Source organism: Pseudomonas sp. Z2-11, from assembly GCF_054161305.1.
Genome location: NZ_CP096395.1, coordinates 2771847 through 2795547 on the forward strand (window position 1 = coordinate 2771847; position 23701 = coordinate 2795547).

23 protein-coding genes are annotated in these 23701 nt (G+C 62.1%); 17 read left to right on the top strand and 6 right to left on the bottom strand.

Features of this window, described 5'->3' with window-relative positions; all coding sequences use genetic code 11:
• Positions 1–51 precede the first annotated feature (51 nt).
• The 6 genes from M1E16_RS12355 (at position 52) to M1E16_RS12380 (ending at position 6036) form a co-directional block, all read left to right on the top strand.
• On the top strand, positions 52–1341 hold the full coding sequence (locus tag M1E16_RS12355; protein WP_434651871.1) for an MFS transporter: 1290 nt from the start codon (positions 52–54) through the stop codon (positions 1339–1341).
• Positions 1342–1368: 27 nt separating this feature from the next.
• The gene (locus M1E16_RS12360; RefSeq protein WP_458130079.1) at positions 1369–2199 is read left to right on the top strand and encodes an amidohydrolase family protein; all 831 of its coding nucleotides are present in this window, start codon (positions 1369–1371) and stop codon (positions 2197–2199) included.
• A 253-nt stretch (positions 2200–2452) separates the two neighbouring features.
• Positions 2453–4570: a PAS domain-containing sensor histidine kinase gene (locus M1E16_RS12365; protein ID WP_458130080.1), complete on the top strand. Its 2118-nt coding sequence runs from the start codon at positions 2453–2455 to the stop codon at positions 4568–4570.
• Complete coding sequence (locus M1E16_RS12370; protein ID WP_434623979.1) at positions 4567–4929, top strand: response regulator; 363 nt, start codon at positions 4567–4569, stop codon at positions 4927–4929. Before M1E16_RS12365 ends, M1E16_RS12370 begins: the two co-directional genes overlap by 4 nt.
• Positions 4930–4949: 20 nt before the next feature.
• Positions 4950–5393: an HIT family protein gene (locus M1E16_RS12375; protein ID WP_458130081.1), complete on the top strand. Its 444-nt coding sequence runs from the start codon at positions 4950–4952 to the stop codon at positions 5391–5393.
• 124 nt (positions 5394–5517) lie between these two features.
• On the top strand, positions 5518–6036 hold the full coding sequence (locus tag M1E16_RS12380) for a hypothetical protein (RefSeq protein WP_458130082.1): 519 nt from the start codon (positions 5518–5520) through the stop codon (positions 6034–6036).
• Between the two features lie 29 nt (positions 6037–6065).
• Here the strand turns inward: M1E16_RS12380 and M1E16_RS12385 are convergent, their stop codons facing one another.
• The 3 genes from M1E16_RS12385 to M1E16_RS12395 form a co-directional block, all read right to left on the bottom strand.
• Complete coding sequence (locus M1E16_RS12385) at positions 6066–6935, bottom strand: AraC family transcriptional regulator (RefSeq protein ID WP_458130083.1); 870 nt, start codon at positions 6933–6935, stop codon at positions 6066–6068.
• Positions 6936–7289: 354 nt separating this feature from the next.
• The gene (locus tag M1E16_RS12390) at positions 7290–7577 is read right to left on the bottom strand and encodes a hypothetical protein (RefSeq protein WP_458130084.1); all 288 of its coding nucleotides are present in this window, start codon (positions 7575–7577) and stop codon (positions 7290–7292) included.
• Positions 7578–7598: 21 nt separating this feature from the next.
• Positions 7599–8216, bottom strand: coding sequence for a YebB family permuted papain-like enzyme (locus M1E16_RS12395; RefSeq protein ID WP_434697872.1), 618 nt, complete (start codon positions 8214–8216; stop codon positions 7599–7601).
• A 113-nt stretch (positions 8217–8329) separates the two neighbouring features.
• On the opposite strand from M1E16_RS12395, the gene M1E16_RS12400 reads away from it, so the two are divergent.
• The 5 genes from M1E16_RS12400 (at position 8330) to M1E16_RS12420 (ending at position 14591) form a co-directional block, all read left to right on the top strand.
• Positions 8330–9064 carry a helix-turn-helix domain-containing protein gene (locus tag M1E16_RS12400; RefSeq protein ID WP_458130085.1) on the top strand — a complete coding sequence of 245 codons (735 nt, stop codon included), beginning with the start codon at positions 8330–8332 and terminating at the stop codon, positions 9062–9064.
• A 400-nt stretch (positions 9065–9464) separates the two neighbouring features.
• Positions 9465–9947 carry a formate dehydrogenase subunit gamma gene (locus tag M1E16_RS12405; RefSeq protein WP_434700459.1) on the top strand — a complete coding sequence of 161 codons (483 nt, stop codon included), beginning with the start codon at positions 9465–9467 and terminating at the stop codon, positions 9945–9947.
• Entirely contained in the window at positions 9941–11500 is a 1560-nt protein-coding gene (locus M1E16_RS12410; RefSeq protein ID WP_458130086.1) for a formate dehydrogenase beta subunit, read from the top strand. Before M1E16_RS12405 ends, M1E16_RS12410 begins: the two co-directional genes overlap by 7 nt.
• Positions 11497–14373 carry a formate dehydrogenase subunit alpha gene (fdhF, locus tag M1E16_RS12415; RefSeq protein ID WP_458130087.1) on the top strand — a complete coding sequence of 959 codons (2877 nt, stop codon included), beginning with the start codon at positions 11497–11499 and terminating at the stop codon, positions 14371–14373. Before M1E16_RS12410 ends, fdhF begins: the two co-directional genes overlap by 4 nt.
• A complete protein-coding gene (locus M1E16_RS12420) occupies positions 14370–14591 on the top strand; it encodes a formate dehydrogenase subunit delta (protein ID WP_458130088.1) in 222 nt (73 codons plus the stop codon). Before fdhF ends, M1E16_RS12420 begins: the two co-directional genes overlap by 4 nt.
• An 831-nt stretch (positions 14592–15422) precedes the next feature.
• Here M1E16_RS12420 and M1E16_RS12425 read toward each other — a convergent pair.
• Both M1E16_RS12425 and M1E16_RS12430 read right to left on the bottom strand, forming a co-directional pair.
• Complete coding sequence (locus M1E16_RS12425; RefSeq protein ID WP_458130089.1) at positions 15423–15704, bottom strand: fructose-bisphosphate aldolase; 282 nt, start codon at positions 15702–15704, stop codon at positions 15423–15425.
• Positions 15705–16167: 463 nt separating this feature from the next.
• Positions 16168–17307 (bottom strand): epoxide hydrolase family protein, encoded by a 1140-nt coding sequence (locus tag M1E16_RS12430; RefSeq protein WP_458130090.1) that lies wholly within the window; start codon positions 17305–17307, stop codon positions 16168–16170.
• A gap of 247 nt (positions 17308–17554) precedes the next feature.
• Between M1E16_RS12430 and tspO the strand changes: the two genes are divergently transcribed.
• Both tspO and M1E16_RS12440 read left to right on the top strand, forming a co-directional pair.
• Positions 17555–17995: a tryptophan-rich sensory protein TspO gene (gene tspO / locus M1E16_RS12435; RefSeq protein ID WP_305494863.1), complete on the top strand. Its 441-nt coding sequence runs from the start codon at positions 17555–17557 to the stop codon at positions 17993–17995.
• The gene (locus tag M1E16_RS12440) at positions 17995–19020 is read left to right on the top strand and encodes an alpha/beta hydrolase (RefSeq protein ID WP_458130091.1); all 1026 of its coding nucleotides are present in this window, start codon (positions 17995–17997) and stop codon (positions 19018–19020) included. Before tspO ends, M1E16_RS12440 begins: the two co-directional genes overlap by 1 nt.
• On the opposite strand, the gene M1E16_RS12445 is transcribed toward M1E16_RS12440, so the two are convergent.
• On the bottom strand, positions 18962–20206 hold the full coding sequence (locus M1E16_RS12445) for an acyl-CoA dehydrogenase family protein (protein ID WP_458130092.1): 1245 nt from the start codon (positions 20204–20206) through the stop codon (positions 18962–18964). The two genes, M1E16_RS12440 and M1E16_RS12445, sit on opposite strands and share 59 nt — an antisense overlap.
• A gap of 74 nt (positions 20207–20280) precedes the next feature.
• Between M1E16_RS12445 and M1E16_RS12450 the strand changes: the two genes are divergently transcribed.
• The 4 genes from M1E16_RS12450 to M1E16_RS12465 are packed head-to-tail and all read left to right on the top strand — an operon-like array spanning position 20281 to position 23645.
• Positions 20281–20592 (top strand): hypothetical protein, encoded by a 312-nt coding sequence (locus tag M1E16_RS12450; RefSeq protein ID WP_458130093.1) that lies wholly within the window; start codon positions 20281–20283, stop codon positions 20590–20592.
• Positions 20589–21686, top strand: coding sequence for a dimethylsulfone monooxygenase SfnG (sfnG, locus tag M1E16_RS12455; protein ID WP_458130094.1), 1098 nt, complete (start codon positions 20589–20591; stop codon positions 21684–21686). Before M1E16_RS12450 ends, sfnG begins: the two co-directional genes overlap by 4 nt.
• A gap of 13 nt (positions 21687–21699) precedes the next feature.
• Positions 21700–22866: an AMP-binding protein gene (locus M1E16_RS12460; protein ID WP_458130095.1), complete on the top strand. Its 1167-nt coding sequence runs from the start codon at positions 21700–21702 to the stop codon at positions 22864–22866.
• Positions 22863–23645, top strand: coding sequence for an ABC transporter ATP-binding protein (locus M1E16_RS12465; protein WP_434674302.1), 783 nt, complete (start codon positions 22863–22865; stop codon positions 23643–23645). Before M1E16_RS12460 ends, M1E16_RS12465 begins: the two co-directional genes overlap by 4 nt.
• Positions 23646–23701: the final 56 nt, after the last annotated feature.

The following is a 23701-nucleotide window of genomic DNA, read 5'->3' on the forward strand; positions in this document are numbered from 1 at the left end:
GGCGCGGTTCGCTCTCGGCTGCCTTTTGTTCCACTCATAAGGATAAGAATCATGTTCAGTTGGTATCGCCAGATTACTTCGCGGGAGCGCAAGACGTTTTGGGCGTGTTTTGGCGGCTGGTCGCTCGACGCGCTGGAAGTCCAGATGTTCGGCCTGGCGATACCGGCGTTGATCGCCGCGTTCGCCTTGTCCAAGGGCGATGCGGGGCTGATCAGCGGCGTTACGCTGGTGACCTCGGCCCTGGGTGGCTGGGTCGGCGGGACGCTATCCGACCGTTATGGCCGGGTGCGCACGCTGCAATGGATGATCCTGTGGTTCTCGTTCTTCACCTTCCTGTCGGCGTTCGTCACGGGCTTTCACCAACTGTTGATCGTCAAGGCATTGCAGGGCTTTGGCATTGGCGGAGAGTGGGCCGCCGGCGCGGTGCTGATGGCCGAGACGATCAATCCGAAATACCGCGGCAAGGTCATGGGCACGGTCCAGAGCGCCTGGGCGGTGGGTTGGGGGCTGGCTGTCGGGGTCTTTACGCTGATCTACTCCCTGGTGCCGCAGGACATGGCCTGGCGGGTGATGTTCATCGTCGGCCTGCTGCCGTCGTTCCTGATCATCTGGGTGCGCCGCAACGTCGAGGAGCCGGACAGTTTCCAGCGCCTGCAAAAGGAACAGGCGATTCCGCAGAGCTTCTTCAAGTCCCTGGGCGGCATCTTTCGCCCGGAACTGATTCGCGTGACCCTGTTCGGCGGTTTGCTCGGGCTGGGTGCCCACGGCGGTTATCACGCGGTGATGACCTGGCTGCCGACCTTCCTCAAGACCGAGCGCAACCTGTCGGTGCTCAATTCCGGCGGCTACCTGGCGGTGATCATCTTTGCCTTCTGGTGCGGTTGTGTCGTCAGTGGCTTGCTGATCGATCGCATCGGCCGGCGCAAGAACATCCTGTTGTTCGCGCTGTGCTGTGTGGTGACAGTGCAGTGCTACGTATTCCTGCCGTTGAGCAATACGCAGATGTTGTTCCTGGGCTTCCCGCTCGGCTTTTTCGCAGCCGGCATTCCGGCCAGCCTCGGGGCGTTCTTCAACGAGTTGTACCCGGCGGATGTACGCGGTGCCGGCGTCGGTTTCTGCTACAACTTCGGCCGGGTGCTGTCGGCGGTATTCCCGTTCCTGGTGGGGCACATGAGCGATTCCATGTCCCTGGGATCAGCCATCGGCATTGATGCGGGCATCGCCTACGGCGTGGCTGTGCTCGCGGCGCTTTGCCTGCCGGAAACCCGCGGCCGTAGCCTTGAGGCATCTGCGTCACCGGCGCCCGCCGTGGCATCTGCCAGCGAGAGCGCCCGCGCCTGATCACTTTAATTTTGATAGATGAGAACCATGGTTGATTCCTGTACTACGTCGATGACCGGCATCGACTGCCATGCCCACGTGTTCAGCCGTGAGCTGGAGCTGGCTGCCGTGCGGCGTTACACACCGGACTATGACGCTACGCTTGCGCAATACCTGAACCATCTGCAGACCCATGGCTTGAGCCATGGGGTTCTGGTCCAGCCGAGCTTTCTCGGCACCGATAACCGCTACCTGCTCGCCGCGCTGGAACAGGCGCCGGAACAACTGCGCGGGGTCGTGGTGGTGGAACCGGATATCAGCCGAGTCGAGCTGGAGGAGATGGCGCGGCTGGGCGTGGTCGGCGTTCGCTTGAACCTGATGGGCACGGCTTCGCCCGACTTTCGCGAAATCCTGTGGAAAGAGTTCCTTGGCCACCTTGCCGAATTGGATTGGCATGTTGAATTGCATGCCCCGGTAGAACATCTGCCGGGATTGATTCGCCAGTTGATGCCGTTCGGCGTCCGCCTGGTGGTCGACCACTTCGGTCGCCCCGATGCCCGTTCGGGCCTAGATCAACCAGGATATGCCGAGCTGATGGCGCTGGGCTCCAGCGGGCAAATTTGGATGAAGGTCTCCGGTATCTACCGGCTGGCGGGCACCGAGCGGCAGAATCTGGCATTTGCCAGGGCCGCATTGGGCCTGCTGGAGCAGAGTTTCGGCGCCCATCGCCTGGTATGGGGCAGTGACTGGCCGCATACACAACACGAGGCAGTCGTCAGCTTCGATACGGTGACGCGCCAGCTGCAGGATTTGCAGATTTCTTTGCCGTTTATGCGCGCGCTTATGGTAGAAACGCCCCGCGCGTTGTTCCGATTTTGAGACTGGCGTGCCATGTCGCCGAATTTTCCTGAACTCGCAGGTTGAATAAGGATCTAGTATCCATTGCAGCTGCATGAAAAAATCCGCTCCGGCATGTAAAGGAATAGTCCGGGCTGGGATCGCCGACTCAGGGGATACCGGGTCGTTGTGTAGCAGGCGCATTCAGCCAGGCGGATTGGGGATAGAAATGTCGAATATTGAAGCGTTTCCCAGGGAGACGCGTACACCGAGCGAGTACGAAGGACTTTTGGCGATGGGCGCAAACGCGCTCGACGCGATTCCTGGCGCGGTGTATCTGTGTGATCACAACGGCTGGCTGGTCCGCTACAACAGCGAGGCGGCCACGTTGTGGGGGCGAGCGCCGGTATTAGGGGAGGGCGGCGACCGTTTCTGCGGTTCCTATCGCCTGTTCCTGGCCGACGGTACGCCGTTGGCATTGGAAGACTGCCCGATGGCTTGGGCGCTGGAGTCGGGTACGGCGACGCGCAACCAGGAAGTGTTCATCGAGCGTCCTGACGGGACGCGGATCGTCGCGCTGGTGAACATCCGGGCCCTGAGGGATGAGCAGGGCACTATCCAAGGGGCGATCAACTGTTTTCAGGACGTCTCGGCGCACCACGCGATGGCCGAAGAGCTACGGCGCAAGAATGCCGACCTGGAAGACTTCTTCGAAAACAGTGCGGTGGGCCTGCACATCGTCAGCGGCGAGGGCACCATTGTGCGTGCCAACAAGGCTGAGTTGGCCTTGCTCGGTTATTCGGCGCAGGAGTACATCGGCCGCCACATCACCGAGTTCCATGTCGATGAGCCGGTCATCGGTGACATCCTGAGCAAATTGAGCAACGGCGAATGCCTGGAAGACTATCCTGCTCGCCTTCGAGCCAAGGATGGTTCGATCAAGCATGTCACCATCACCTCCAACGGGCGGTTCGAGGACGGCAAGCTTTTCAACACCCGGTGCTTCACCGTGGACGTGACCTCGGTCCATGCGGCCGAGACGGCACGCCAGGAGAGCGATGACCGGTTGTCCGCAACCTACGAGGCGGCGACGATCGGCATTGCCGAAGCCGGGGCGGATGGCCGTCTGTTGCGGGTCAACGATGCGCTCTGCAACATGCTCGGGCGCTCGCGCGAAGAACTGCTGAACATGACTTTCCTGGGGTATACCCACTCCGACAGCACCGACGAAGACGCCGCGCTGTATGCGCGCCAAGTGGCGGGCGAGCTGGATAACTACGTGCTGCGCAAACGCGCCTTCAAGCCTGACGGCGAAACCGTCTACCTGGACATCCACAGCTCATCGGTCCGGGACTCCCAAGGCGTGTTTCGTTATGGCGTGCGGGTTATCCAGGATGTCACGCAGGCGCGGCGCATGGAAAACCAGATCCTCGAAAGCGAACGGCACATGCGCAACCTGCTCGAGGCGCTGCCCGCGGCGGTCTATACCACGGACGCGCAAGGCCGGATCAATTTTTTCAACCGGGCAGCGGTCGAGTTGTCGGGGCGTACGCCTGAACTGGGCGACCTTTGGTGCGTGACCTGGAAACTGTTCACCACCGATGGCAATTTTCTGCCCCACGACCAGTGCCCGATGGCGGTGGCCTTGAGGGAAAACCGGCCGATACGCGGGGTCGAGGCAGTCGCGGAGCGTCCCGACGGCAGCCGGGTCCCGTTCGCGCCTTATCCCACGCCGCTACACGACGCGCAGGGCAACCTGGTAGGCGCCATCAACATGCTGGTGGACATCTCCGAGCGCAAGCAGGCCGAAGACCGGCAGAAAACCCTGATCGACGAGCTCAACCACCGGGTCAAGAATACCCTGGCCACGGTGCAATCCCTGGCAGCCCAGACCGCCCGCAATGCGGTGGATGCCAAGGATGGTTACAACCGTTTCGAAGCCCGGCTTCTCGCGTTGTCCCGCGCCCACGATCTGCTGACGAGGCGGCATTGGGGCCAGACCCCGCTGGCCTCCCTGGCCCGGGAAGTGCTGGTGCCGATATTCGGGGCCGACCCTGGCCGTATCACCATCGAGGGTGATGCCATCGACGTCGATACCCGGGTCGCGCTCGGCCTGACCATGACCCTCAACGAACTGGCGATCAATGCGCTCAAGTACGGCGCGATGTCGGTCGAGACGGGCAGGCTTTCGCTGAACTGGAACGTCCAGTCGCAATCGAACGGCACCTTGCTGACCTTGGATTGGCGCGAGCAGGGCGGCCCTCCGGTGTTTCCGCCGGAACGTGAAGGGCTCGGTTCGCGGTTGATGAAGCGCTGCATCGAGCGCGATCTTGGCGGAATCTTTGTCCTGACTTTTGCACCTGAGGGCGTTCTCTGTCGCTTCTCGTTCATGGTCGTTGAGCAGTCTGCATGACCCGGTTTGCTGGTATCAGGGTTCTGCTTGTCGAGGACGAAGGCGCGGTCGCCATGTTGATAGAGGAAATGCTCGAAGAGCTGGGCTGCACGGTGGTGGCGTCAGTCCCACGACTCGCCCAGGCTCGGGAAAAAGCGGACACCCTGGAGGTTGACCTGGCAATTCTGGACGTCAATCTGGCTGGTGAACGAGTGTTCCCGGTGGCTGATATCCTGCGTGCACGTAACGTTCCTTTCCTGTTCAGCACCGGATACGGCGTCAGCGGCCTGCCCGCTGACTTCGCCCAGTGTCCGGTTCTGCACAAGCCCTTTTCCGAAAACGAATTGCAGCTGAAGATAGCGCTGACGCTGAAAAGTTGAAGTATTTGCGAGGAGCAACCATGAGCTTGTACGGCCAATACGATCCGCAGAACATCTTTGGGCTGATTCTTCGCGGCGAAGCGCCCTGCTATAAAATCTACGAAGACGCTGATGTACTGGCCTTCCTCGATATTTTTCCGCAATCGCGCGGTCATGTGCTCGTCATCCCAAAGGCGGCCCAGGCGCGCAATATTCTTGATGTCGACCCCGCGGTGCTGGGCAAGATGATGTCGGCGGCGCAACGCCTCACTCGGATCCTCGTCGACGAGCTGCAGCCGGATGGCGTGCAGATCGCGCAGTTTAACGGCGCGCCCGCCGGGCAAACGGTCTTCCATATCCACGTCCACATTATCCCGCGCTGGGACGGCGCCGCGCCTGAGGCTCATGGACGGGGCAAGGCCGATCCGCAGGAGCTTGAAGCGTTGCAGGCGCGGCTGGTAGAGCGTATTCGTTCGCAAGAGTGATGGCTTAGACTTCCAAGGGGGCACCGAGTGTGCGCCCCACCGCAAAACCCATGACAAATCGTCACCAACCTCCAGTCCAGACGCTAATATCCGCGCCAATCCTTGGATATCGCGGACCCACCTTATGAAATTGCGCCTGCTGACCGCTGCCTTGTTTTTCATCTGCCCCCTGGCTCAAGCCGCAGAACCGAAACCCATTCCGCAAGCCTTGGAGGCACAGATCGGGCATCTAGTGGCGCTCCTCAAGGACAGCTATGCCACCGGCTACCCCGACGCGGCGCTGGTACAAACGCTCGATACCGGCGAGGACAGCCAGGTCACGCTCGCGGTCTTCACTATCGAGGGCTTTGGGATGGGCAACAATTACAGTCAGTACCTGGCGGCCTTTACCCCTGAGGAGAACGAAGAGGGCGTGCCGCATTACAGCCTGCTGGATGTGATGCGAATCGGCGGAGACAGCTGGCGAGCAATCGATAAGATGGACGCCAGGCTGGTCAGCGACCCGGCGGGTGAGCAGACCCTGATCGACATCGCGGCAATGGAAAACACCGACGACGATGCGCCGAACTTCCCTAGCAGAGCGGCGGTTATTCATCTGTCCTTGGCTGGTTCACAATCCCTGCGGTTGGTAGAGATAAAGTAGGGCGCTTTTGTAACGGGCGTTTTTATCCGCTATTGCAGTGGAACATACACATCGGTTTGCCATTGATCCTGTGGCGTCTCGGGATAGGCGCTCAGGTAGTGGAAAAACAGTGGCTGGTCACGCAGCTCCTCACCGCTCGCGGGGAGCCAGTCGCGGTAGATCGGGTAGATCGTTTCGCCGATATGATCGGGCGACCCCGCATGGCGTACCACGACGTAGCGGCCGCCGGGAATGACGAGTGGGCCTACGCCGAACTCATTCGGCGTCACGTCTTCGTGAATCTCACCGCAGATCGCAAATCGGAAGGCCTGCGCAGGTGTCGTATCGGGATTGCCATAAGGAATACCGAACGTGCGGCTTGATGCCACCGGCGACTGCCCGCTGCGCATCCGCCACTCGATGAACTGGCGGACGCTCGCATTGACGAGCCCGGGCGGCCCGCGGTGCTCAAGGGCCGCTACGTTGATTTCAGTGAGTTCGATAATGCGTACTTGCATGAGAAGTGTCCTGGAAAATTGTGGGACGGCGAATACCGTGTTCCAGACCTGCCAGTTTGCATTCTTTCTGAACGCGCTTGGCGCGGCGCCGAACGCCCGGCTGAACGCCCTGGAGAATGCCTCGGGGCTCCTGAAGCCCGCATCTAGCGCGGCGTCCAGTACCGAATAATCGGCAACTGCGACCAGGCGATGTGCCGCGCGTCGTAGCCGCATCAGCTGGACGTAGCGCGAAACAGGCACGCCCATGAACGCGGTGAACTGGCGATGAAAGTGAAACGCCGAGAAGTTCGCCACATGGCTTAACGTCCTTACCGACAGATCACCTTCCAGATTGGCATCGATATACGCCAGTACGGCGTCGAAGCGTTTTTTGTAGGCGTAATCGTTTGGTAGCTCAGGCACGGGGGAAGGCTCTTGGAGGTGCGGTCGGCGTCAGAGTCGACTATACGCGCAGAGCATGCCTAGCCGCGTTTGCTCAAAAGCGCGCAGTCAGGCCTCATATTGGCTGCCGCTGTCGGCCTCGGGGCTGAGTCTCCGATGCCAATACACCCACCGTGGCGAGGGAGCTTGCTCCCGCTCGGTGGCGCAGCCGCCGCAAAACCGAGCAATGCGGTGTGCCTGGTAAAACGGAGATGCCGATTCAGGGCCGCTTCGCCCGAAGTGCCGGGCCGGCCCAGCGGGAGCAAGCTCCCTCTCCACGGTGGCTGCGTTCGTCTCGTTAGATAGCGCAGACCGACGCCTTTGGTACTTTCTGTTCTATTCAATCAAGACGCGATACCTGATATCCCGGTCAAACGGGTCTTCCGGGTTCTCGTAGGTCTCAAGCATTTCAAGGAACCCCGCGCGCTCAAGACTGGCCAGATGCTCAAGGGTCCAATCGGCAGGAAAGTCGCCGGAAAAATCCTTTCCTTTATGTTCAACCCATCGAAAAACCGGGAAGGGCATGTAACCGAGCCACTCAGAGCGATAGGTGATCTCGTCAGAATCGCTGGTTGCTACTGCGGCGCGGATCTTGTTCTTGATGGCTTCCTGGTGTTCATCCATGGTGTTTTGGTCCTGGTTGGATCATGCCGTTCCACTCGCTTGTGAGTTGAAAATGATGCGCACCTCCGAACTCTGAAGCAAGCTTTCCGGGGTGACGGTACGACGTTGCCAAGGGATTCGGCCGAAGAACCACAGCCGCCAGAAGGCGAGATTCGGATCGGCGTTATCTTGTAGTAACGTCGCGAACGTTTCCACTTTGCCGACCTGGATGTTCGTCGCTTCATCGATGACTTCACGAACGAAACGGGAGCAGAACTGGCGTCGCGAGGCCAGGTTGAAGCCTGTGTCGTAAAATCGGCCCAGCCGATGATCAGCGGCATTCCTGAACGCCTTGCGTTGCGTGTCGGTAAGAGGGTGCGTGAGCCTGGCGACGGCGCAGCGTCCCTGTTCGGAGCGCTTGAGGAAACGGCTGAGCGAGGTGGTTCGTGAAAGCGGGAAGGTACTCTCTGCAATCAGCGGCTCATCGCCATGGTCGTCGACCACCACACCGACATGGTTCGTCCAAGAGTTTGTCGCGCTGGCAACCTCTCGGAAGGGCCGTGCGGGGACCCGGATGAACACCATATCGCCAATCCGCAGATCTCCGGCGAAGGATTCGCCTGCTATTGGGGAAACGGGCGTCACGCTTTTGATGAACATGCTGAACTCTCGGTTTTTGTGAGAGCCAAGCATGCGGAGCAGGTGGCGTAATTCGCAACGGCTTCGTTGATTTTTCGCTAAGCTGATACCAAAGGTATCGGATATCAATACTCGTGAGCCAAATTTCTCAACTCATCATCACCATCAAGCAACGGCTGAAAGCCGCCGGCCTGACCTATCGTGATGTTGCCCAGGCGCTTGATCTGTCAGAGCCTAGCGTGAAGCGCCTGCTGGCGAGCGGTCGCCTGACGGTCGAACGCCTTGCCCAGCTTTGTGAGTTGCTGGGCATGACAATGGCTGAACTGCTCCAGGAGGCGGAGCGTTTGACCCCGCGCTTGCACATGCTGACGCGTGAACAGGAAGCGCAACTGGTTTCAAACGAAAAGCTGTTGTTGGTAGCGGTGTGTGCGGTGAATCATTGGACGCTGGAAGACATTGTGTCCGCCTACTGCGTATCGAAAGCCGAGTGCATCGGCCATTTGATCGTGCTGGAGCGGATGGGCCTGGCAGACCTGAAACCGGGAAATCGCATCAGGTTGCTGGTGGCGCGGGATTTCGACTGGCTGCCGGACGGCCCTATCCGAGGGTTCTTCCTGAAACAGGGCCTGCCGGATTTCATGGCCAGTCGATTCGACCTCGCTGATGAAACCCTGCATTTCACCCATGGGATGCTGACCCAGCCCGCTTACGCCCAGTTGCAGGGCGAGATCCAAAAGCTGCGCAGCAAACTGGCGGCGCTCCACAACGAATCGTTGAGCGCGCCACTGTCCGAGAAGCGCGGTACTGCGCTGTTGCTGGCAATGCGAGTGTGGGAGCCGCTGGCGTTCAGGAAGCTTAAGCGCAGTTGAAGTGTTTGTATTGTGCCAACCGACGGTAGCTGTTACCGGCCTTTACACCGATCGCCAACGTGTCGCGCAACGCCAGTTGAAAAAAACGGACCGACAGCCCTATCACAGTTGGGTTGGAACCTGTGCATCGTCTATCTTGATCAGGACACGCTGCTTCGAAAAGCAAGCTAACCAATAGTCGCTTTCAGGACACGTTTCGTCGTCCACGTGCAATCGCCGCCCCCCGGGAGTGGCAAGCTGTGAAGATGCCCCGGACCAGGTGCGCCAAAGACACCTGGCCGGAGAGCAGGAATGGCGATCGGATTTGCCACGCTACCGTGACGTGGGCCGCACGCCCTAGCCAAGACTCCGAACGACTACCGCCACGCGGCGGTGTCGTTCGAGATGCCGAGGTACGTTTATGCCTGATGAGACGCTCCACCTGCCTCTGATTCACAGCGTGCTGGCGCGCAAGAAGGACACCCCCGGTGCCTTGTTGCCCATCCTTCATGCCATTCAGGAAGGTTGCGGGTACGTTCCCGACGCCGCCGTCCCTGAAATCGCCCATGCCCTCAATCTCAGCCAGGCTGAAGTGCGCGGGGTAATCAGCTTCTACCATGACTTTCGCACCACGCCGCCGGCGCGCCATACCCTGCGCCTGTGCCGGGCGGAGTCGTGCCAGAGCATGGGGGCCGAAGGCCTGGCTGCGCAGTTGCGCGAACAACTGGCGCTGGACGATCACGGCACCAGTGCCGACGGGGCGATCAGCCTGCGACCGGTCTATTGCCTGGGCGCCTGCGTGTGCTCGCCGGCCCTGGAGCTGGATGGGGAGCTGCACGCACGGCTGACCCCAGAACGCCTGCGCCAGTTGGTGAACGGTTGCCTGGAGGATGGCCCATGCTGACCCTCTGCATTCCCCGTGATTCAGTGGCCCGCGCCGTCGGTGCGGACAAGGTGGCGGATGCGCTGGTGCGCGAGGCCGAGCGTCGTCAATTGCCGCTTGAGGTGCTGCGCACCAGCTCTCGCGGGCTGTATTGGCTGGAACCCCTGGTAGAGCTTGAAACGCCCGAAGGGCGGTTGGGGTTTGGCCCGGTCACCGCGCAAGACGTGCCAGGCCTGCTCGATGCACTTGGCCACGACCCGGGCGGGCATCCTTCAGCCTTGGGGCTGGTGGAGAACATTGCGTATCTGAAAAGCCAGCAGCGCCTGTTGTTTGCGCGTGCCGGCATCACCCGGCCCTTGTCCCTCGACGACTATCGGGCCAAAGGCGGGTTCCTCGGCCTGGCCCGGGCGATCCGGATGGACGGCGCCGAGGTGGTTGCCCAAGTACTCGATTCCGGCCTGCGCGGCCGGGGCGGCGCGGCGTTCCCGGCGGGCATCAAGTGGCGCACCGTGCGCGACGCGCAGGGCCCGCAAAAATACGTGGTCTGCAATGCCGACGAAGGCGACTCCGGTACGTTCGCCGACCGCATGTTGATGGAAGGCGATCCGTTCCTGCTGATCGAAGGCATGGTCATCGCCGGGATCTCGGTGGGCGCCACCATGGGCTACATCTATGTGCGCTCGGAATACCCGGACGCCGTCAGCACGCTGAACGAAGCGCTGCACATCGCCCGCGAAGCCGGTTACCTGGGCGCCGATGTCGGCGGCAGTGGCCGCGCCTTCGAGCTGGAAGTGCGAGTGGGCGCCGGCGCTTACATCTGTGGCGAAGAAACAGCGCTGCTGGAATCCCTTGAAGGCAAGCGCGGGATGGTGCGTGCCAAGCCGCCGCTGCCGGCGTTGCAGGGCCTGTTCGGCTTGCCGACGCTGGTTCATAACGTGGTGACCCTGGCCTCGGTGCCGTTGATCCTGGAGAAGGGCGCGCAGTTCTACCGGGACTTCGGTATGGGCCGTTCACTGGGTACCATGCCGTTCCAGCTGGCCGGCAACGTTCGTCGCGGCGGGCTGGTGGAGCGGGCATTTGGCCTGAGCCTGCGCGAGTTGGTGGAGGAGTATGGCGGCGGCACCGCCAGCGGTCGTCCGTTGAAGGCCGCGCAAGTCGGCGGCCCGCTGGGCGCGTGGGTCCCTCCCGCGCAGTTCGACACACCGCTGGACTACGAAGCGTTCGCCGCCATGGGCGCGATGCTCGGCCACGGTGGCGTGGTGGTTGCCGACGGCAGCCTGGACATGGCCCGGATGGCCCGGTTCGCCTTGCAATTCTGCGCCGAGGAATCCTGTGGCAAATGCACGCCGTGTCGCATCGGTTCGACCCGTGGCGTCGAGGTGGTGGATCGCTTGATCGCCAGCACCGATGCCAACGCCCACCAGGAACAGGCGGCGTTGCTGCAAGACCTTTGCGACACCCTGCAATACGGCTCGCTCTGTGCCCTCGGTGGGATGACGTCCTACCCCGTCGCCAGTGCCCTCAAGTACTTCCCCGCCGACTTCGGTCTGGCGACCACGGAGGCCGACCAATGATCAACATCTTCGATCCAGCCAGCGACATCGACCTGGGCACCCCGGCCCGAGTAAGCGACGTGCAGGTCAGCCTGACCATCGATGGCCGTGAAATCAGCGTTCCCTCCGGCACGTCGGTGATGCGCGCGGCGGCCTTGCTCGGTACCACCATCCCGAAACTGTGCGCCACCGACAGCATGGAAGCCTTCGGCTCCTGCCGCATGTGCCTGGTGGAGATCGACGGCATGCGCGGTTACCCGGCCTCGTGCACCACGCCGGTGACCGACGGCATGGTGGTCCGCACCCAGACCTCAAAGCTCGCCACGCTGCGTCGCAACGTGATGGAACTGTACATCTCCGATCACCCGCTGGACTGCCTGACATGCCCGGCCAACGGCAACTGCGAGTTGCAGACCGTGGCCGGGCAGGTGGGCTTGCGGGAGGTGCGCTACGGCTACGAAGGCGCCAACCACCTGGCCGAAGCCAAGGACGTGTCCAACCCTTATTTCGACTACGACCCGAGCAAGTGCATCGTTTGCAGCCGCTGTGTGCGTGCATGCGAGGAAATCCAGGGCACCTTCGCCCTGACCATCAGCGGGCGCGGCTTCGATTCCCGTGTCGAGGCGGCCGGCGGTGACAACTTCCTCGACTCCGAATGCGTGTCCTGCGGCGCCTGCGTCCAGGCCTGCCCGACAGCGACGCTGATCGACAAGAGCGTCGTCGAAATCGGCCAGCCGGAGCGCAGCGTCGTCACCACCTGCGCCTATTGCGGCGTGGGCTGCTCGTTCCGCGCCGAGATGAAAGGCGAACAACTGGTGCGCATGGTCCCGGACAAGAACGGCCAGGCCAACCACGGCCACTCCTGCGTCAAGGGCCGCTTCGCCTGGGGCTACGCGACGCACCCGGACCGCATCACCAAGCCGATGATCCGCAAGCACATCAACGACCCGTGGCAGGAAGTCAGCTGGGAGGAGGCGGTTACCTACGCTGCCAGCGAACTGCGGCGCATCCAGCTCAAGTACGGGCGCGATTCCATCGGCGGTATCACCTCCAGCCGCTGCACCAATGAAGAAACCTACCTGGTGCAGAAACTGGTGCGCACGGCGTTCGGCAACAACAACGTCGACACCTGCGCGCGGGTCTGCCATTCGCCGACCGGTTATGGCCTCAAGCAGACGCTGGGCGAGTCGGCCGGTACGCAGAATTTCGACTCGGTGATGAAAGCCGACGTGATCATGGTGATGGGCGCCAACCCCACCGATGCGCACCCGGTGTTCGGCTCCCAGCTCAAGCGCCGCCTGCGCCAGGGCGCGCGGTTGATTGTCATCGACCCGCGGCGCATCGACTTGGTGGATTCGCCTCACGCCCGTGCCGAGCTGCATCTACAGCTGCGTCCGGGCACCAACGTGGCGATGCTCAACGCGCTGGCCCACGTGATTGTCACCGAGGGGCTGGTTGATGAGCCTTTCGTCAAAGAGCGTTGCGAGGCGACAGATTTCGCCCGTTGGCGCGACTTCATCAGCTTGCCGGAAAATGCCCCCGAAATCCTCGGCCCGGTGTGCGGCGTGCCCGCCGAGCAGATCCGCGCCGCCGCGCGGCTCTACGCCACCGGCGGCAACGCGGCCATCTACTACGGCCTCGGTGTCACCGAACACAGCCAGGGCAGCACCTCGGTGATGGGCATCGCCAACCTCGCCATGGCCACCGGCAATATCGGCCGCGAGGGCGTCGGGGTGAACCCGCTGCGTGGGCAGAACAACGTCCAGGGCTCCTGCGACATGGGCTCGTTCCCCCATGAGCTGCCCGGTTATCGGCACATTTCCAATGAAGCGGTGCGGGCCCAGTTCGAGCAGGCCTGGAACGTGACGTTGCAACCCGACCCGGGCCTGCGCATCCCGAACATGTTCGAGGCGGCGCTGGACGGCACCTTCAAAGCGCTTTACTGCCAGGGCGAGGACATCGCCCAGAGCGATCCCAATACCCAGCATGTGACTGCGGCGCTGACCGCTTTGGAATGCGTGATCGTGCAGGACATCTTCCTCAACGAAACGGCCAAGTTTGCCCATGTGTTCCTGCCGGGCAGCTCGTTCCTCGAGAAGGACGGTACCTTCACCAACGCCGAGCGCCGTATCTCCCGCGTTCGCAAGGTCATGGACCCGCTGGCCGGCAAGGCCGACTGGGAAGCCACCATCGCCCTGGCCGATGCCCTGGGCTACAAGATGCACTACAACCACCCTTCGGAAATCATGGATGAAATCGCCCGCCTGACGCCGACCTTCAGTCGTGTCAGCTACGCCGAACTGGAGCGTCACGGCAGCTTGCAGTGGCCTTGCAACGATGCCGCGCCGGACGGCACGCCGACCATGCACATCGACCAATTCGTGCGCGGCAAAGGGCGCTTCATGCTCACCGGCTATGTGCCCACCGAGGAGAAGGTCAATGGCCGTTATCCGCTGCTGCTGACCACCGGACGGATCCTCAGCCAGTACAACGTCGGCGCCCAGACCCGGCGCACCGATAACGTGGCGTGGCACGAGGAGGATCGCCTGGAAATCCACCCGACCGACGCCGAGAATCGTGGCATCGCCGAGGACGATTGGGTCGGTATCAGCAGTCGCGCCGGGCAGACGGTGCTGCGCGCCAGGGTCACCGAGCGGGTGGCGCCGGGGGGGGTCTACACCACCTTCCACTTTCCTGAATCCGGGGCTAACGTGATCACCACCGACAACTCGGACTGGGCCACCAACTGCCCGGAATACAAAGTCACGGCGGTGGAAATCGTGCGGGTCACCCAGCCTTCGGAATGGCAGAAGCGTTATCAGGCCTTCAGCGATGAACAGCGGCGCCTGCTGAAGGAACGTCGTCACGCCGAGAAAGCCGAGGTGCGCCGATGAGCTCGCAGAACCTGATCAAGATGGCCAACGAGATTGCCCGCTACTTCGCCACGGAGCCTGATCAGGCACTGGCGGTGAGCGGCATCCGCCAGCACATCAAGAACTTCTGGACGCCGGGCATGCGCAGGGATTTGCAGGGTTGGGAGGAGAAGCATCCAGATGCGGTTTTGCATCCGTTGGTGTTGGCGGCGTTGAAGGAGCCGGAGGGGGTTACCTGACAGCCGGCCTATCTCTTACGGACCGAGTACATATCCATTACTGCGGTAAGGGCCGCTTATGGTTCCGCTTTTACAGCGGGTCACTTTCGAAAGGCACGAAAGTAACCAAAGTGCCTTTGCCCCACCACTCGGCACCTCGCCTAGGCTCGGTGTGCCTGAACGAAGGCATTGCTCCGTGGGCCCGCCGCGAAGGGCCGTCCCTGGCCCAGCGCGGCTAACCCGGCATCCATGCCGGGTTGCCCACTCCACAACACCTTCGTTCAGCCAGCGTGGTTAACGGGGCGCCCGAGATCAACGTCCACCGCGAGGCGGCCTTCGAGCCGACCTGGTTCTTGCTGTTGTACTCCGATCCAACTGGACTGACCCCAAACTGTGGGAGCGAGCTTGCTCGCGATGGCGGTATGTCAGCCAATTAAGATGCTGAATGTGCCGGCCCCTTCGCGAGCAGGCTCGCTCCCACAGGAGAAACGCGGGTCACCAAAAAAGGTCGGCTCGAAGGCCGCCTCGTGGAGGACGTTGATTTCGGCGCCCCGTTAACCACGCTGGCCGAACGCAGGCATTGTGGAGGGGGCACCTCGGCATGGATGCCGAGGTAGCCGCGCTGGGCCAGGGACGGCCCTTCGCGGCGTGCCCCCGGAGCAATGCCGGAGTGAGGGCATGCCGAGCCTAGGCGAGGCACCGAGTGGTGGGGCAAAAGCGCTTTGGTTACTTTCGCGCTTTTCGAAAGTGACTCGCTGTAAAAGCGAAACCGTTAGCAGCCGTTACCGCAAAAATGGATATACACTCAGTACCAAACCTACACCGAGAGCAAGCTCACTCCCCCAAATGGAGTCAGCTTTCCAGACCGCGTCGTTCAATGACGCCGAACACGTCGGCCACGTCCTGCACGAGGATCCGGGCAACATTGGTCAGGGTGTTGATATCACTGGTGGATGAGTCGCGCAGGCTGGAGCAAGCCACCAGCGTCAGGTAATCGAGCGTGGCGTGCAGCCGCTCGCTGACACAGGCGTGGAGCTCGGGAAGTGGCGCGTGAGTGTCGATCAGCAGGACAGGGTAGGTGGTAGCGATCGGGGTGAGGGGGGTGTAGCGGGCAGATGCATGATTAGCGGTCATAAGGTTACTTCCTTCAAGAAAAAAGAAATGCCACCTTTTCGCTGCGAAACAAACGGGTGGCAGTTGCGCGCGGGTTCGCAGACCGAGGAAGGAAAACCCGGCAGACCCGAAGATCTCCCGCGCGCAACCGCCATAAAATGAACGCGGGCAAGTTTGCCTGAATTTCATTCGACGGTGCATTTCCTTTGCAGTCGGGCTGCGAAACCCAGCCACCAGCCAAAACCAGCGACGACCCAACTATAGAAGTCGATCCCAACCCCCACAACCGACCTGTAGGACGCACACCGAACCCGTGGCGAGGGAGCTTGCTCCCGCTCGGCGGCGCAGCCGCCGCAAAACCGGGCGATGCGGTGTGCCTGACGAAATGGTGTAGCTGATTTGGGTCTGCTTCGCAGCCCAGCGGGAGCAAGCTCCCTCGCCACGGGCAGTCATTTCCTACAAGATTTGCAGACGGTCTTTTAGCTCAGCGCAAATCCCGAAAAAACGTCCGAATATCCTCCGCCAGCAACTCCGGCTGCTCCAACGCAGCAAAGTGACCACCACGCGGCATCTGCGTCCATCGCTTGACGTTATAGCCACGCTCCACCCAACTGCGTGGCGGCAGCGGCAGTTCCCTGGGAAACAGCGCGACCCCAAGCGGCGGCTTCACCCGCTCGCCGCTGTTGAACAGCAGGGGCCGCCTGCTGCCTTCCACATACGGGCGAAACGACGAACCGATGCAGTTCGTCAGCCAATAGAGTGTCACATTGGTCAGCAGCCATTCATGACTGATGGCGGGGCTCGTATCGCACCACGACAGAATCTTTTCCCCCATCCAGGCCAGCAACCCCGCCGGAGAGTCGCTGAGGCCCACGGCCAGGGTTTGCGGTTTGGTCCGTTGGATGTGCGCATAGGCGCCTTCGGCTTCGCTGAAGGCCGCGGCGCGTTGCAGGTAAGCGGTTTCTTCTTCGCTCAAAGGTGGGTCGGTTTCACCCAGGGGCGGGCGGTAGGCGCCGGGAATGTAGTTGAGGTGGATGCCGGTCAGTCGCTCGGGAAAGCGCATGCCCAACCAACTGGTTACAGCCGCGCCGACATCGCCGCCCTGGGCTCCGAACCGCTCATAGCCGAGCCCCGTCATCAGCTCGCTCCACAAACCTGACACCTCGAAAGGCCCGCAACCCGCCTGTTTGAACGGCGCGGAAAAGGTGTAGCCGGGCAAGGACGGCACCACCACATCGAACGCATCGGCTGGATCACCGCCATGGCTGGCCGGATCCGTCAGCAGTTCGATGATGCGCTGCATCTCGATGAACGACCCGGGCCAGCCGTGGGTGAGCACAAGCGGCATCGGATTGGGGCCCAGGCCGCGCTGATGGACGAAATGAACCTGCTGCTCGCCGAGCGTGGCGACAAATTGCGGCAGGCGATTGAGCGCGGCTTCCTGGGCACGCCAGTTGAAGGTTGTCGACCACTGGAGGAGGAGTTCTCCAAGCACGTCCATGTCCATGCCTTCGCTCCAGCCCTGACCGGACAGTGGCACCGGCAGCCGAGTGTTCTGCAGGCGATGGCGCAGGTCATCAAGTGCGCTTTCAGGAATGTCGATGGAAAAAGGTCTGGCGAACATTTCTTGCTCCCAAGTGGGTGGCAGCTGCCCGCCCAGTCATGGGCCTAGCGTAGGCGATTTGCCGGATTCGCGGCAATTGATCGCGCCTGGCCCAGCGCTCAACCTTCCTTCCTGATACAAGTGCCCCGAACGCGTTGAATTTTTACCAAGGCCAGCGAGTCTTTGAGAAGGACATGGCGATGAATCGCAACCAATCGCTGCCGATCATGCTCGCCCCTCGATAACTGCCCCCAGCCAAGGACGCCCAATGACCTTCTTTATTTTTCTCCTCGCCTGCTGCGCTGCGGCAAGCACCGGTGTCATTTTCAAACCGGGCCAGTGGTACGAGTCCCTCGTCAAACCCCGCTTCACACCCCCAAACTGGTTGTTTCCCGTGGCCTGGACAGTCATCTACCTCCTGCTTGCCTGGGCCGGATATCGCTTGAGCCTGATCCCGGGGAGCCAATTCGTATTGGCGTTATGGGCGGCGCAGATTGCGCTCAATACGCTATGGACCCCGGTGTTTTTCGGTGCCCATCAGGTCCTGGCCGGTATGGTGGTGATCACGCTGCTCTGGCTGGTCGTGGCGGTGATGGTGGTGTTGGCGTTGCGCCTGGACGTGATCACCGGGTTGATTCTGTTTCCTTACCTGGCGTGGCTTTGCGTAGCCGCTGCCTTGAACTTCTCCATCCTGCGTAATAACCGCTGATGAGCAGTCGCCCATTGAATACCGCAAAGCTATGGCCAGCGGATGAAGATGAGCTGGCGCAGGTGCGCAGTTTCAACAGGAAACTGGCCTGGCTGCCACGCTTTCGCATTCGCAATCGTGTCACCCCCCGCGTCATTCAAGCGCTGTTGCGTGCCAGTCAGATCAACGGCGACGGCGAGCTGGGCAAACATGGGCTGCTGGCTGAAAAACGCCGAATAGGTATTGGCGACGTCGCGGTGCCAGTGCGGATAATCCGGCCGAAAGGAAAAGCCAGAGGCGTCGTGCTGGATTTCCACGGTGGCGGCTGGGTCATCGGCAATGCCCGGATGAATGACCCGTTCAACATCGCCATGGTGCAAGAGTGCGGGGTCGCGGTGGTCTCGGTGGATTATCGGCTCGCGGTCAGCACACCGGTGGAAGGCCTGATGGAGGATTGCCTCTCAGCAGCGCGTTGGCTGTTGGGCGAGGAGGAGGAATTCGCCGATCTGCCGGTGATCGTTGTGGGTGAATCGGCTGGAGGCCACTTGGCCGTGGCAACGCTGCTGGCGCTCAGGCAATGGCCGGATTTGCTTGGGCGCATACGCGGTGCGGTGCTGTATTACGGCGTCTACGATCTGGCCGGGACCGCGAGCGTCCACGCCGCCGGCCCTGAGACGCTGGTGTTGGACGGGCCCGGTATGGTCGATGCCCTGCGCCTGCTGACGCCGGGCCTGAGCGATGAGGAGCGACGCCAGGCGCCGCTGTCGCCGCTCTACGGTGACTTCACGGGGATGCCAGCGGCGTTGCTGTTCACTGGCGAGTTGGACCCGCTCAGGGACGACACGCTTGGCCTGGCTGAGTTGTGGGGCAGGGCCGTTACGGTTGAAGCGCATCTTCTACCGTCCTGCCCCCACGGCTTCATTCATTTCCCGACGACGATCGCCGAGCGCGTGCTCAAACACAGTCGGGACTGGATCACGGCCCGGCTCAACGCTGCTTCGACCCCCCACCAATCTGCCAGACATACGGCGGCTCCGTCCCGTTGATCTCCCAGTCGCCGATGATGCGTTCCTTGTAGATCAGCGGGTTGTGCGAAGCCGCCGTCCGGGCGTTACGCCAGTGGCGGTCGAGGGCTTTGCTGGTGCTGGTGGCGGAGGCGCCGAGGGCGTTGAACAGGTCGCTGGTGGCGCGCAGTGTCAGGTCGGCGACCACCACCTGGGCCTGGGCCGATTCCAGTTCGGCGAGGAGGTTGGCGGTGTGTTCCTTCTCGGCGTCCAGGTCGAAGCGACTTTGATAGGCCCGCTGCGAGGCATCGGCGGCGCGCCTGGTGGTGGCTTCGGCGGCGTAGACCTGGGCCGAGGCCCTGCCGATCACTTGCTGGACTTGCACATCCTGGCTCACTTCACTGGCGTTGCCGGTGCTGAACACCCGCGTGCGCTGGCGCACTTGTTCGCTGATGTCGCGGACGGCGGCGCGCCCGGCGCCGGTCTGCACGGCGAGCAATACCAACTGGTAAAACGCGGTCTGATATTTGAAGCGGGTGGAAAAGTCGATGAGGTTTTCATCTTCTACCACGGCGTTCTCGAATACTGACGTGCCGCTGCCCGTGGTCCGTTGACCAAAACCATCCCAGTCATCGCTTTGCCTGACGCCCGGCTGATGAACGCTGACGGCGGCGATCACGTCGGCGCCGGTGTCGTCGCGTTGGGCATACAGGTCGATCCAGTCGGCAAAGATGCTGCCGGTGCTGTAGTACTTGGTGCCGTTGACCACCCATTGGTCACCCTGGCGGGAAACCCGGGTGATGACCTGGCCAAGTTTCACCGCGCCGATTTCGGTCCAGGCGTTGCCCACCAGGTCACCGTCGACGAAGCGCTTGAACCAGACGTCCTGCGGGCGGGTGGCATGGGCGTTGAGGCGATCCTCGACAAAGGCGAAGTGCCCGCGCAGCGCCTGGGGCAGGTTGGAGTCGGCTTCGGCCAGTTCGATCAGCAGTTGCAACAATTGCGGCAGCGAGGCGCCGGCGCCACCATATTCGACCGGCACCCTTACGGCGCCAAAACCCGCTTCCTTGAGCCATTCCACCTGTTCGAAAGGCAGGCTGCGGGTCTGTTCGCGTTCCAGCGCCCCGGCCTGGATACGCGCGAAAATCGGCCGGAAGCGCTCGGCCAGGCCTTCATAATGGGTGCCGGTGGAAAGGACATGCGGCAGGTATTGTTGCTGTGCGGTCATGGCGGTGTTCCTTCTGAGGAAAAGAGGGCGGGCAAGGCCAAGGCCTGCCGTTGCCGACAGCCATTGCACGCTCCATGCCGCTGCTCGAAGCCAATCAAAACAAGGGGTTCGCCGGGTTTCCCTGCTTAAATGCTGTCGTCCCGCGAGCAATCTGTCCGGCGACTGTTCGACAGGCAACAGTCCACCTTTTGCGCGGCAGTACGCCGGGTGTTGGCTGTGCAACAGCGATCCAGCAGCTTGCTCGCCGCACGACAGTCGCAAAACTGATTGGGCGAATTAACTGGCTGAAAATAAAGGAAAAATCCAAGTGGCACGGTTGCTGCTCTAGCCGGTTGTACAAAGGCGACGACGCCTATATCTCAACGAGCCGGGAGTACACGCAATGAGCCAGGACACGATCAAGTTTGCCTACTGGGTGCCCAATGTCAGCGGCGGGCTGGTGGTCAGCAAGATCCCGCAGCGCACCGACTGGGGGATCAATTACAACCGCAAGCTGGCGCAGATCGCCGAGGATGCCGGCTTCGACTATGCCCTGACCCAGATCCGTTTTACCGCCGGTTATGGCGCCGAATACCAGCACGAATCGGTGGCGTTCAGTCACGCGTTGCTGGCGGCCACCACGCGCCTTAAAGTCATCGCGGCGGTCTTGCCAGGGCCGTGGACGCCTGCGGTGCTGGGCAAGCAGATCGCAACCATCGATCAGCTCACTGGCGGCCGCGTGGCGATCAACGTGGTGTCCGGCTGGTTCAAGGGCGAGTTCACCGCCATCGGCGAGCCGTGGCTGGAGCACGATGAACGCTATCGCCGTTCCGAGGAATTCATCACCACGCTCAAGGGCATCTGGACCACCGACAACTACACCTTCGCCGGTGATTTCTATCGCTTTCGCGACTACACGCTCAAGCCCAAGCCGCTGCAGCAGCATCCGGAAATTTTCCAAGGCGGCAGCTCACGGGCGGCGCGGGACATGGCTGCGCGGGTGTCCGACTGGTACTTCACCAACGGCAACACGGTGGAAGGGGTCAAGGCCCAGGTCGATGACCTGCGGACCAAAGCGGCGGCCAACAACCACACGGTCAAGGTCGGCGTGAACGCCTTCATCATTGCCCGCGATACCGAAGAAGAGGCCCGCGCGGTGCTGGCCCAGATCATCGACCAGGCCGACCCGGAAGCCGTCAACGCTTTTGGCGACGCGGCAAAACAGGCCGGCAAGGCCAGCCCCGAGGGCGAAGGTAACTGGGCCAAGTCCAGCTTCGAAGACCTGGTGCAATACAACGACGGTTTCAAGACCAACCTGATCGGCACGCCCCGGCAGATTGCCGAGCGCATCGTCGCCTTGAAAGCCGTGGGAGTGGACTTGGTACTGGCCGCGTTCCTGCACTTTCAGGAGGAAGTCGAGTATTTCGGCAAGCGGGTCCTGCCGCTGGTGCGTGAGCTGGAGCAGGGGAAAGTGACGGTCAAGACGGCGGCGGTCGCTTAGGCGGGGAGGCAGCATGGGCACGCTCACTGAAACCTTCGACACGTTGCCCCATTGGCTGCATCGACAGGCGCTGGGGCACGGTACGGACGTCGCCCTGCGCCACAAGCACCTGGGTGTCTGGCAGGTGCGGACCTGGCGGCAGCTGGCCGATGAGGTGCAGCGCCTGGCGAGTGCCCTGCAAGCTCGGGGATTCTCGGTGGGCGCGACCCTGACGATCATCAGTCGCCCGACACCACAGGCGATCGTGGCGGCGCTGGCGGCGCAATGGCTGGGTGGTGCGGCGAGCCTGTTCGATCCGTTGGACGGAGTCGCGGGGCAGGTCGAACTGCTCGGTGAATTGCAGCCGGATTTTGTGCTAGCCGAGGGGTACGAAGAATTGTCGCGTCTAGGCGCGGCGCAGGTGGCCCCCCGCGTGGTGATCTATCTGGACAAGCGCGGACTGTCAGGCTCGGTCGCGTTTGATCAGGCGCTGGATTACGTCACGTTGATCGAGGCGAAGACGCTCGATGAACGCGTCCCGCTGGCACATGCGCAGCAAACGGCGTTCGTTTTCTATCGCCGGGGGCCACAAGCCATCGAGCAACAACGCATCAGCCACGCCGAGCTGTTGCAACACGGGCAGCAACTGGTACAGCGCGAAGGACTGCGACGGCAGGAGGAAGCATTGGCGGCGCGCGGTTTCGCCTCGGGCGGCCAGGCGCGGTATCTGCTCGCGCCCTGGCTGATCGCCGGTTTCCGCTTGAACTTCCCGGAAAACCTGGCGACCCGTGACCGCGACCGACGTGAGTTGGGCCCGACGCTGGTGGCCGGCACCCCGGAAACCTACGAGCGTCTGCACGGCTATGTGCTGGAGCGCCTGCCGGCACCGGGCGATGGGGCACGCAGACTGGTGGATTGGGCCCTGGCGGCACGTCCGGGGCTGTTGCGAAGCTTCATCGGTCATTGGCTGGTCCGTCGGCCTCTGCGCGACGTGCTTGGGTTTTCACGAATCCATGCACCGCTGCTGTTGGGTGATGCGCTAACGCCTGAGACCCAGGCATTTTTTGACACCTTGGGTATCAACGTCCGCCAGTGGGAGGGTGCGGCCCATTGGGAGGTGCCGACGATTTCATTGGCCCCCACTACCAATGAACGGGACGAACGCCAATCACAACGCGCCTGGAAGGAGGCGACCACATGACCCGAACGGCCGCCACGCAGCTCCTCGAGCTGGACAACATTTCGCTGTCGTTCAAAGGCGTCAAAGCGATCACCGACATCAGCTTCAGCGTTGCCGCCGGCGAGATCTGCGCCTTGATCGGCCCCAACGGCGCCGGCAAGAGTTCATTGCTCAACATCATCAGCGGGGTCTACCAACCCCAGCAAGGGCGCATACGTTTCGACAATCGCGAGCGCCGCGGCATGCGCGCCCACGACGTGGCGGTGCGGGGCGTCGCCCGGACATTCCAGAACATCGCGCTGTTCAAGGGCATGAGCGTGCTCGACAACGTGCTCACCGGGCGCAACCTCAAGCGTCGCAGCACCTGGATCGAGCAGGCGTTGCGTATCGGGCGGGCCGGTAAGGAGGACGACAGCCAGCGCGAAGCGGCCGAGCGGGTCATCGAGTTCTTGCGTTTGCAGCCGTGGCGCGACGCATGGGTGGGCACCTTGCCTTACGGTTTGCAGAAACGCGTGGAGCTGGCCCGCGCCCTGGCGGCGGAGCCGCGGTTGTTGCTCCTCGACGAGCCCATGGCGGGCATGAACGCCGAGGAGAAACAGCTGATGAGCCGATTCATTGTCGACATCAACCGTGAGCTGGGCACCACGGTGGTGTTGATCGAGCACGACATCGGCGTGGTCATGGACATCAGCGATCACGTGGTGGTGCTCGATTACGGTCGCAAGATCGGCGACGGCGCCCCGGATGTGGTACGGCAGAACCCCGAGGTCATTTCGGCTTACCTCGGCACTCGACACTGATTTTTTGCAATTCGACGCCTTTCCGTCAGGAAGGGTCGGCAAGCTGCGCCCGCAAA

What these genes read in the sequence shown, in the direction of transcription:
- M1E16_RS12355 (WP_434651871.1), top strand. Translation starts at nt 52, where the DNA reads ATGTTCAGTTGGTATCGCCAGATTACTTCGCGGGAGCGCAAGACGTTT.
- M1E16_RS12360 (WP_458130079.1), top strand. Translation starts at nt 1,369, where the DNA reads ATGGTTGATTCCTGTACTACGTCGATGACCGGCATCGACTGCCATGCC.
- M1E16_RS12365 (WP_458130080.1), top strand. Translation starts at nt 2,453, where the DNA reads ATGGGCGCAAACGCGCTCGACGCGATTCCTGGCGCGGTGTATCTGTGT.
- M1E16_RS12370 (WP_434623979.1), top strand. Translation starts at nt 4,567, where the DNA reads ATGACCCGGTTTGCTGGTATCAGGGTTCTGCTTGTCGAGGACGAAGGC.
- M1E16_RS12375 (WP_458130081.1), top strand. Translation starts at nt 4,950, where the DNA reads ATGAGCTTGTACGGCCAATACGATCCGCAGAACATCTTTGGGCTGATT.
- M1E16_RS12380 (WP_458130082.1), top strand. Translation starts at nt 5,518, where the DNA reads ATGAAATTGCGCCTGCTGACCGCTGCCTTGTTTTTCATCTGCCCCCTG.
- M1E16_RS12390 (WP_458130084.1), bottom strand. Translation starts at nt 7,577, where the DNA reads ATGGATGAACACCAGGAAGCCATCAAGAACAAGATCCGCGCCGCAGTA.
- M1E16_RS12395 (WP_434697872.1), bottom strand. Translation starts at nt 8,216, where the DNA reads ATGTTCATCAAAAGCGTGACGCCCGTTTCCCCAATAGCAGGCGAATCC.
- M1E16_RS12405 (WP_434700459.1), top strand. Translation starts at nt 9,465, where the DNA reads ATGCCTGATGAGACGCTCCACCTGCCTCTGATTCACAGCGTGCTGGCG.
- M1E16_RS12410 (WP_458130086.1), top strand. Translation starts at nt 9,941, where the DNA reads ATGCTGACCCTCTGCATTCCCCGTGATTCAGTGGCCCGCGCCGTCGGT.
- fdhF (WP_458130087.1), top strand. Translation starts at nt 11,497, where the DNA reads ATGATCAACATCTTCGATCCAGCCAGCGACATCGACCTGGGCACCCCG.
- M1E16_RS12420 (WP_458130088.1), top strand. Translation starts at nt 14,370, where the DNA reads ATGAGCTCGCAGAACCTGATCAAGATGGCCAACGAGATTGCCCGCTAC.
- M1E16_RS12425 (WP_458130089.1), bottom strand. Translation starts at nt 15,704, where the DNA reads ATGACCGCTAATCATGCATCTGCCCGCTACACCCCCCTCACCCCGATC.
- M1E16_RS12430 (WP_458130090.1), bottom strand. Translation starts at nt 17,307, where the DNA reads ATGTTCGCCAGACCTTTTTCCATCGACATTCCTGAAAGCGCACTTGAT.
- tspO (WP_305494863.1), top strand. Translation starts at nt 17,555, where the DNA reads ATGACCTTCTTTATTTTTCTCCTCGCCTGCTGCGCTGCGGCAAGCACC.
- M1E16_RS12440 (WP_458130091.1), top strand. Translation starts at nt 17,995, where the DNA reads ATGAGCAGTCGCCCATTGAATACCGCAAAGCTATGGCCAGCGGATGAA.
- M1E16_RS12445 (WP_458130092.1), bottom strand. Translation starts at nt 20,206, where the DNA reads ATGACCGCACAGCAACAATACCTGCCGCATGTCCTTTCCACCGGCACC.
- M1E16_RS12450 (WP_458130093.1), top strand. Translation starts at nt 20,281, where the DNA reads ATGCCGCTGCTCGAAGCCAATCAAAACAAGGGGTTCGCCGGGTTTCCC.
- sfnG (WP_458130094.1), top strand. Translation starts at nt 20,589, where the DNA reads ATGAGCCAGGACACGATCAAGTTTGCCTACTGGGTGCCCAATGTCAGC.
- M1E16_RS12460 (WP_458130095.1), top strand. Translation starts at nt 21,700, where the DNA reads ATGGGCACGCTCACTGAAACCTTCGACACGTTGCCCCATTGGCTGCAT.
- M1E16_RS12465 (WP_434674302.1), top strand. Translation starts at nt 22,863, where the DNA reads ATGACCCGAACGGCCGCCACGCAGCTCCTCGAGCTGGACAACATTTCG.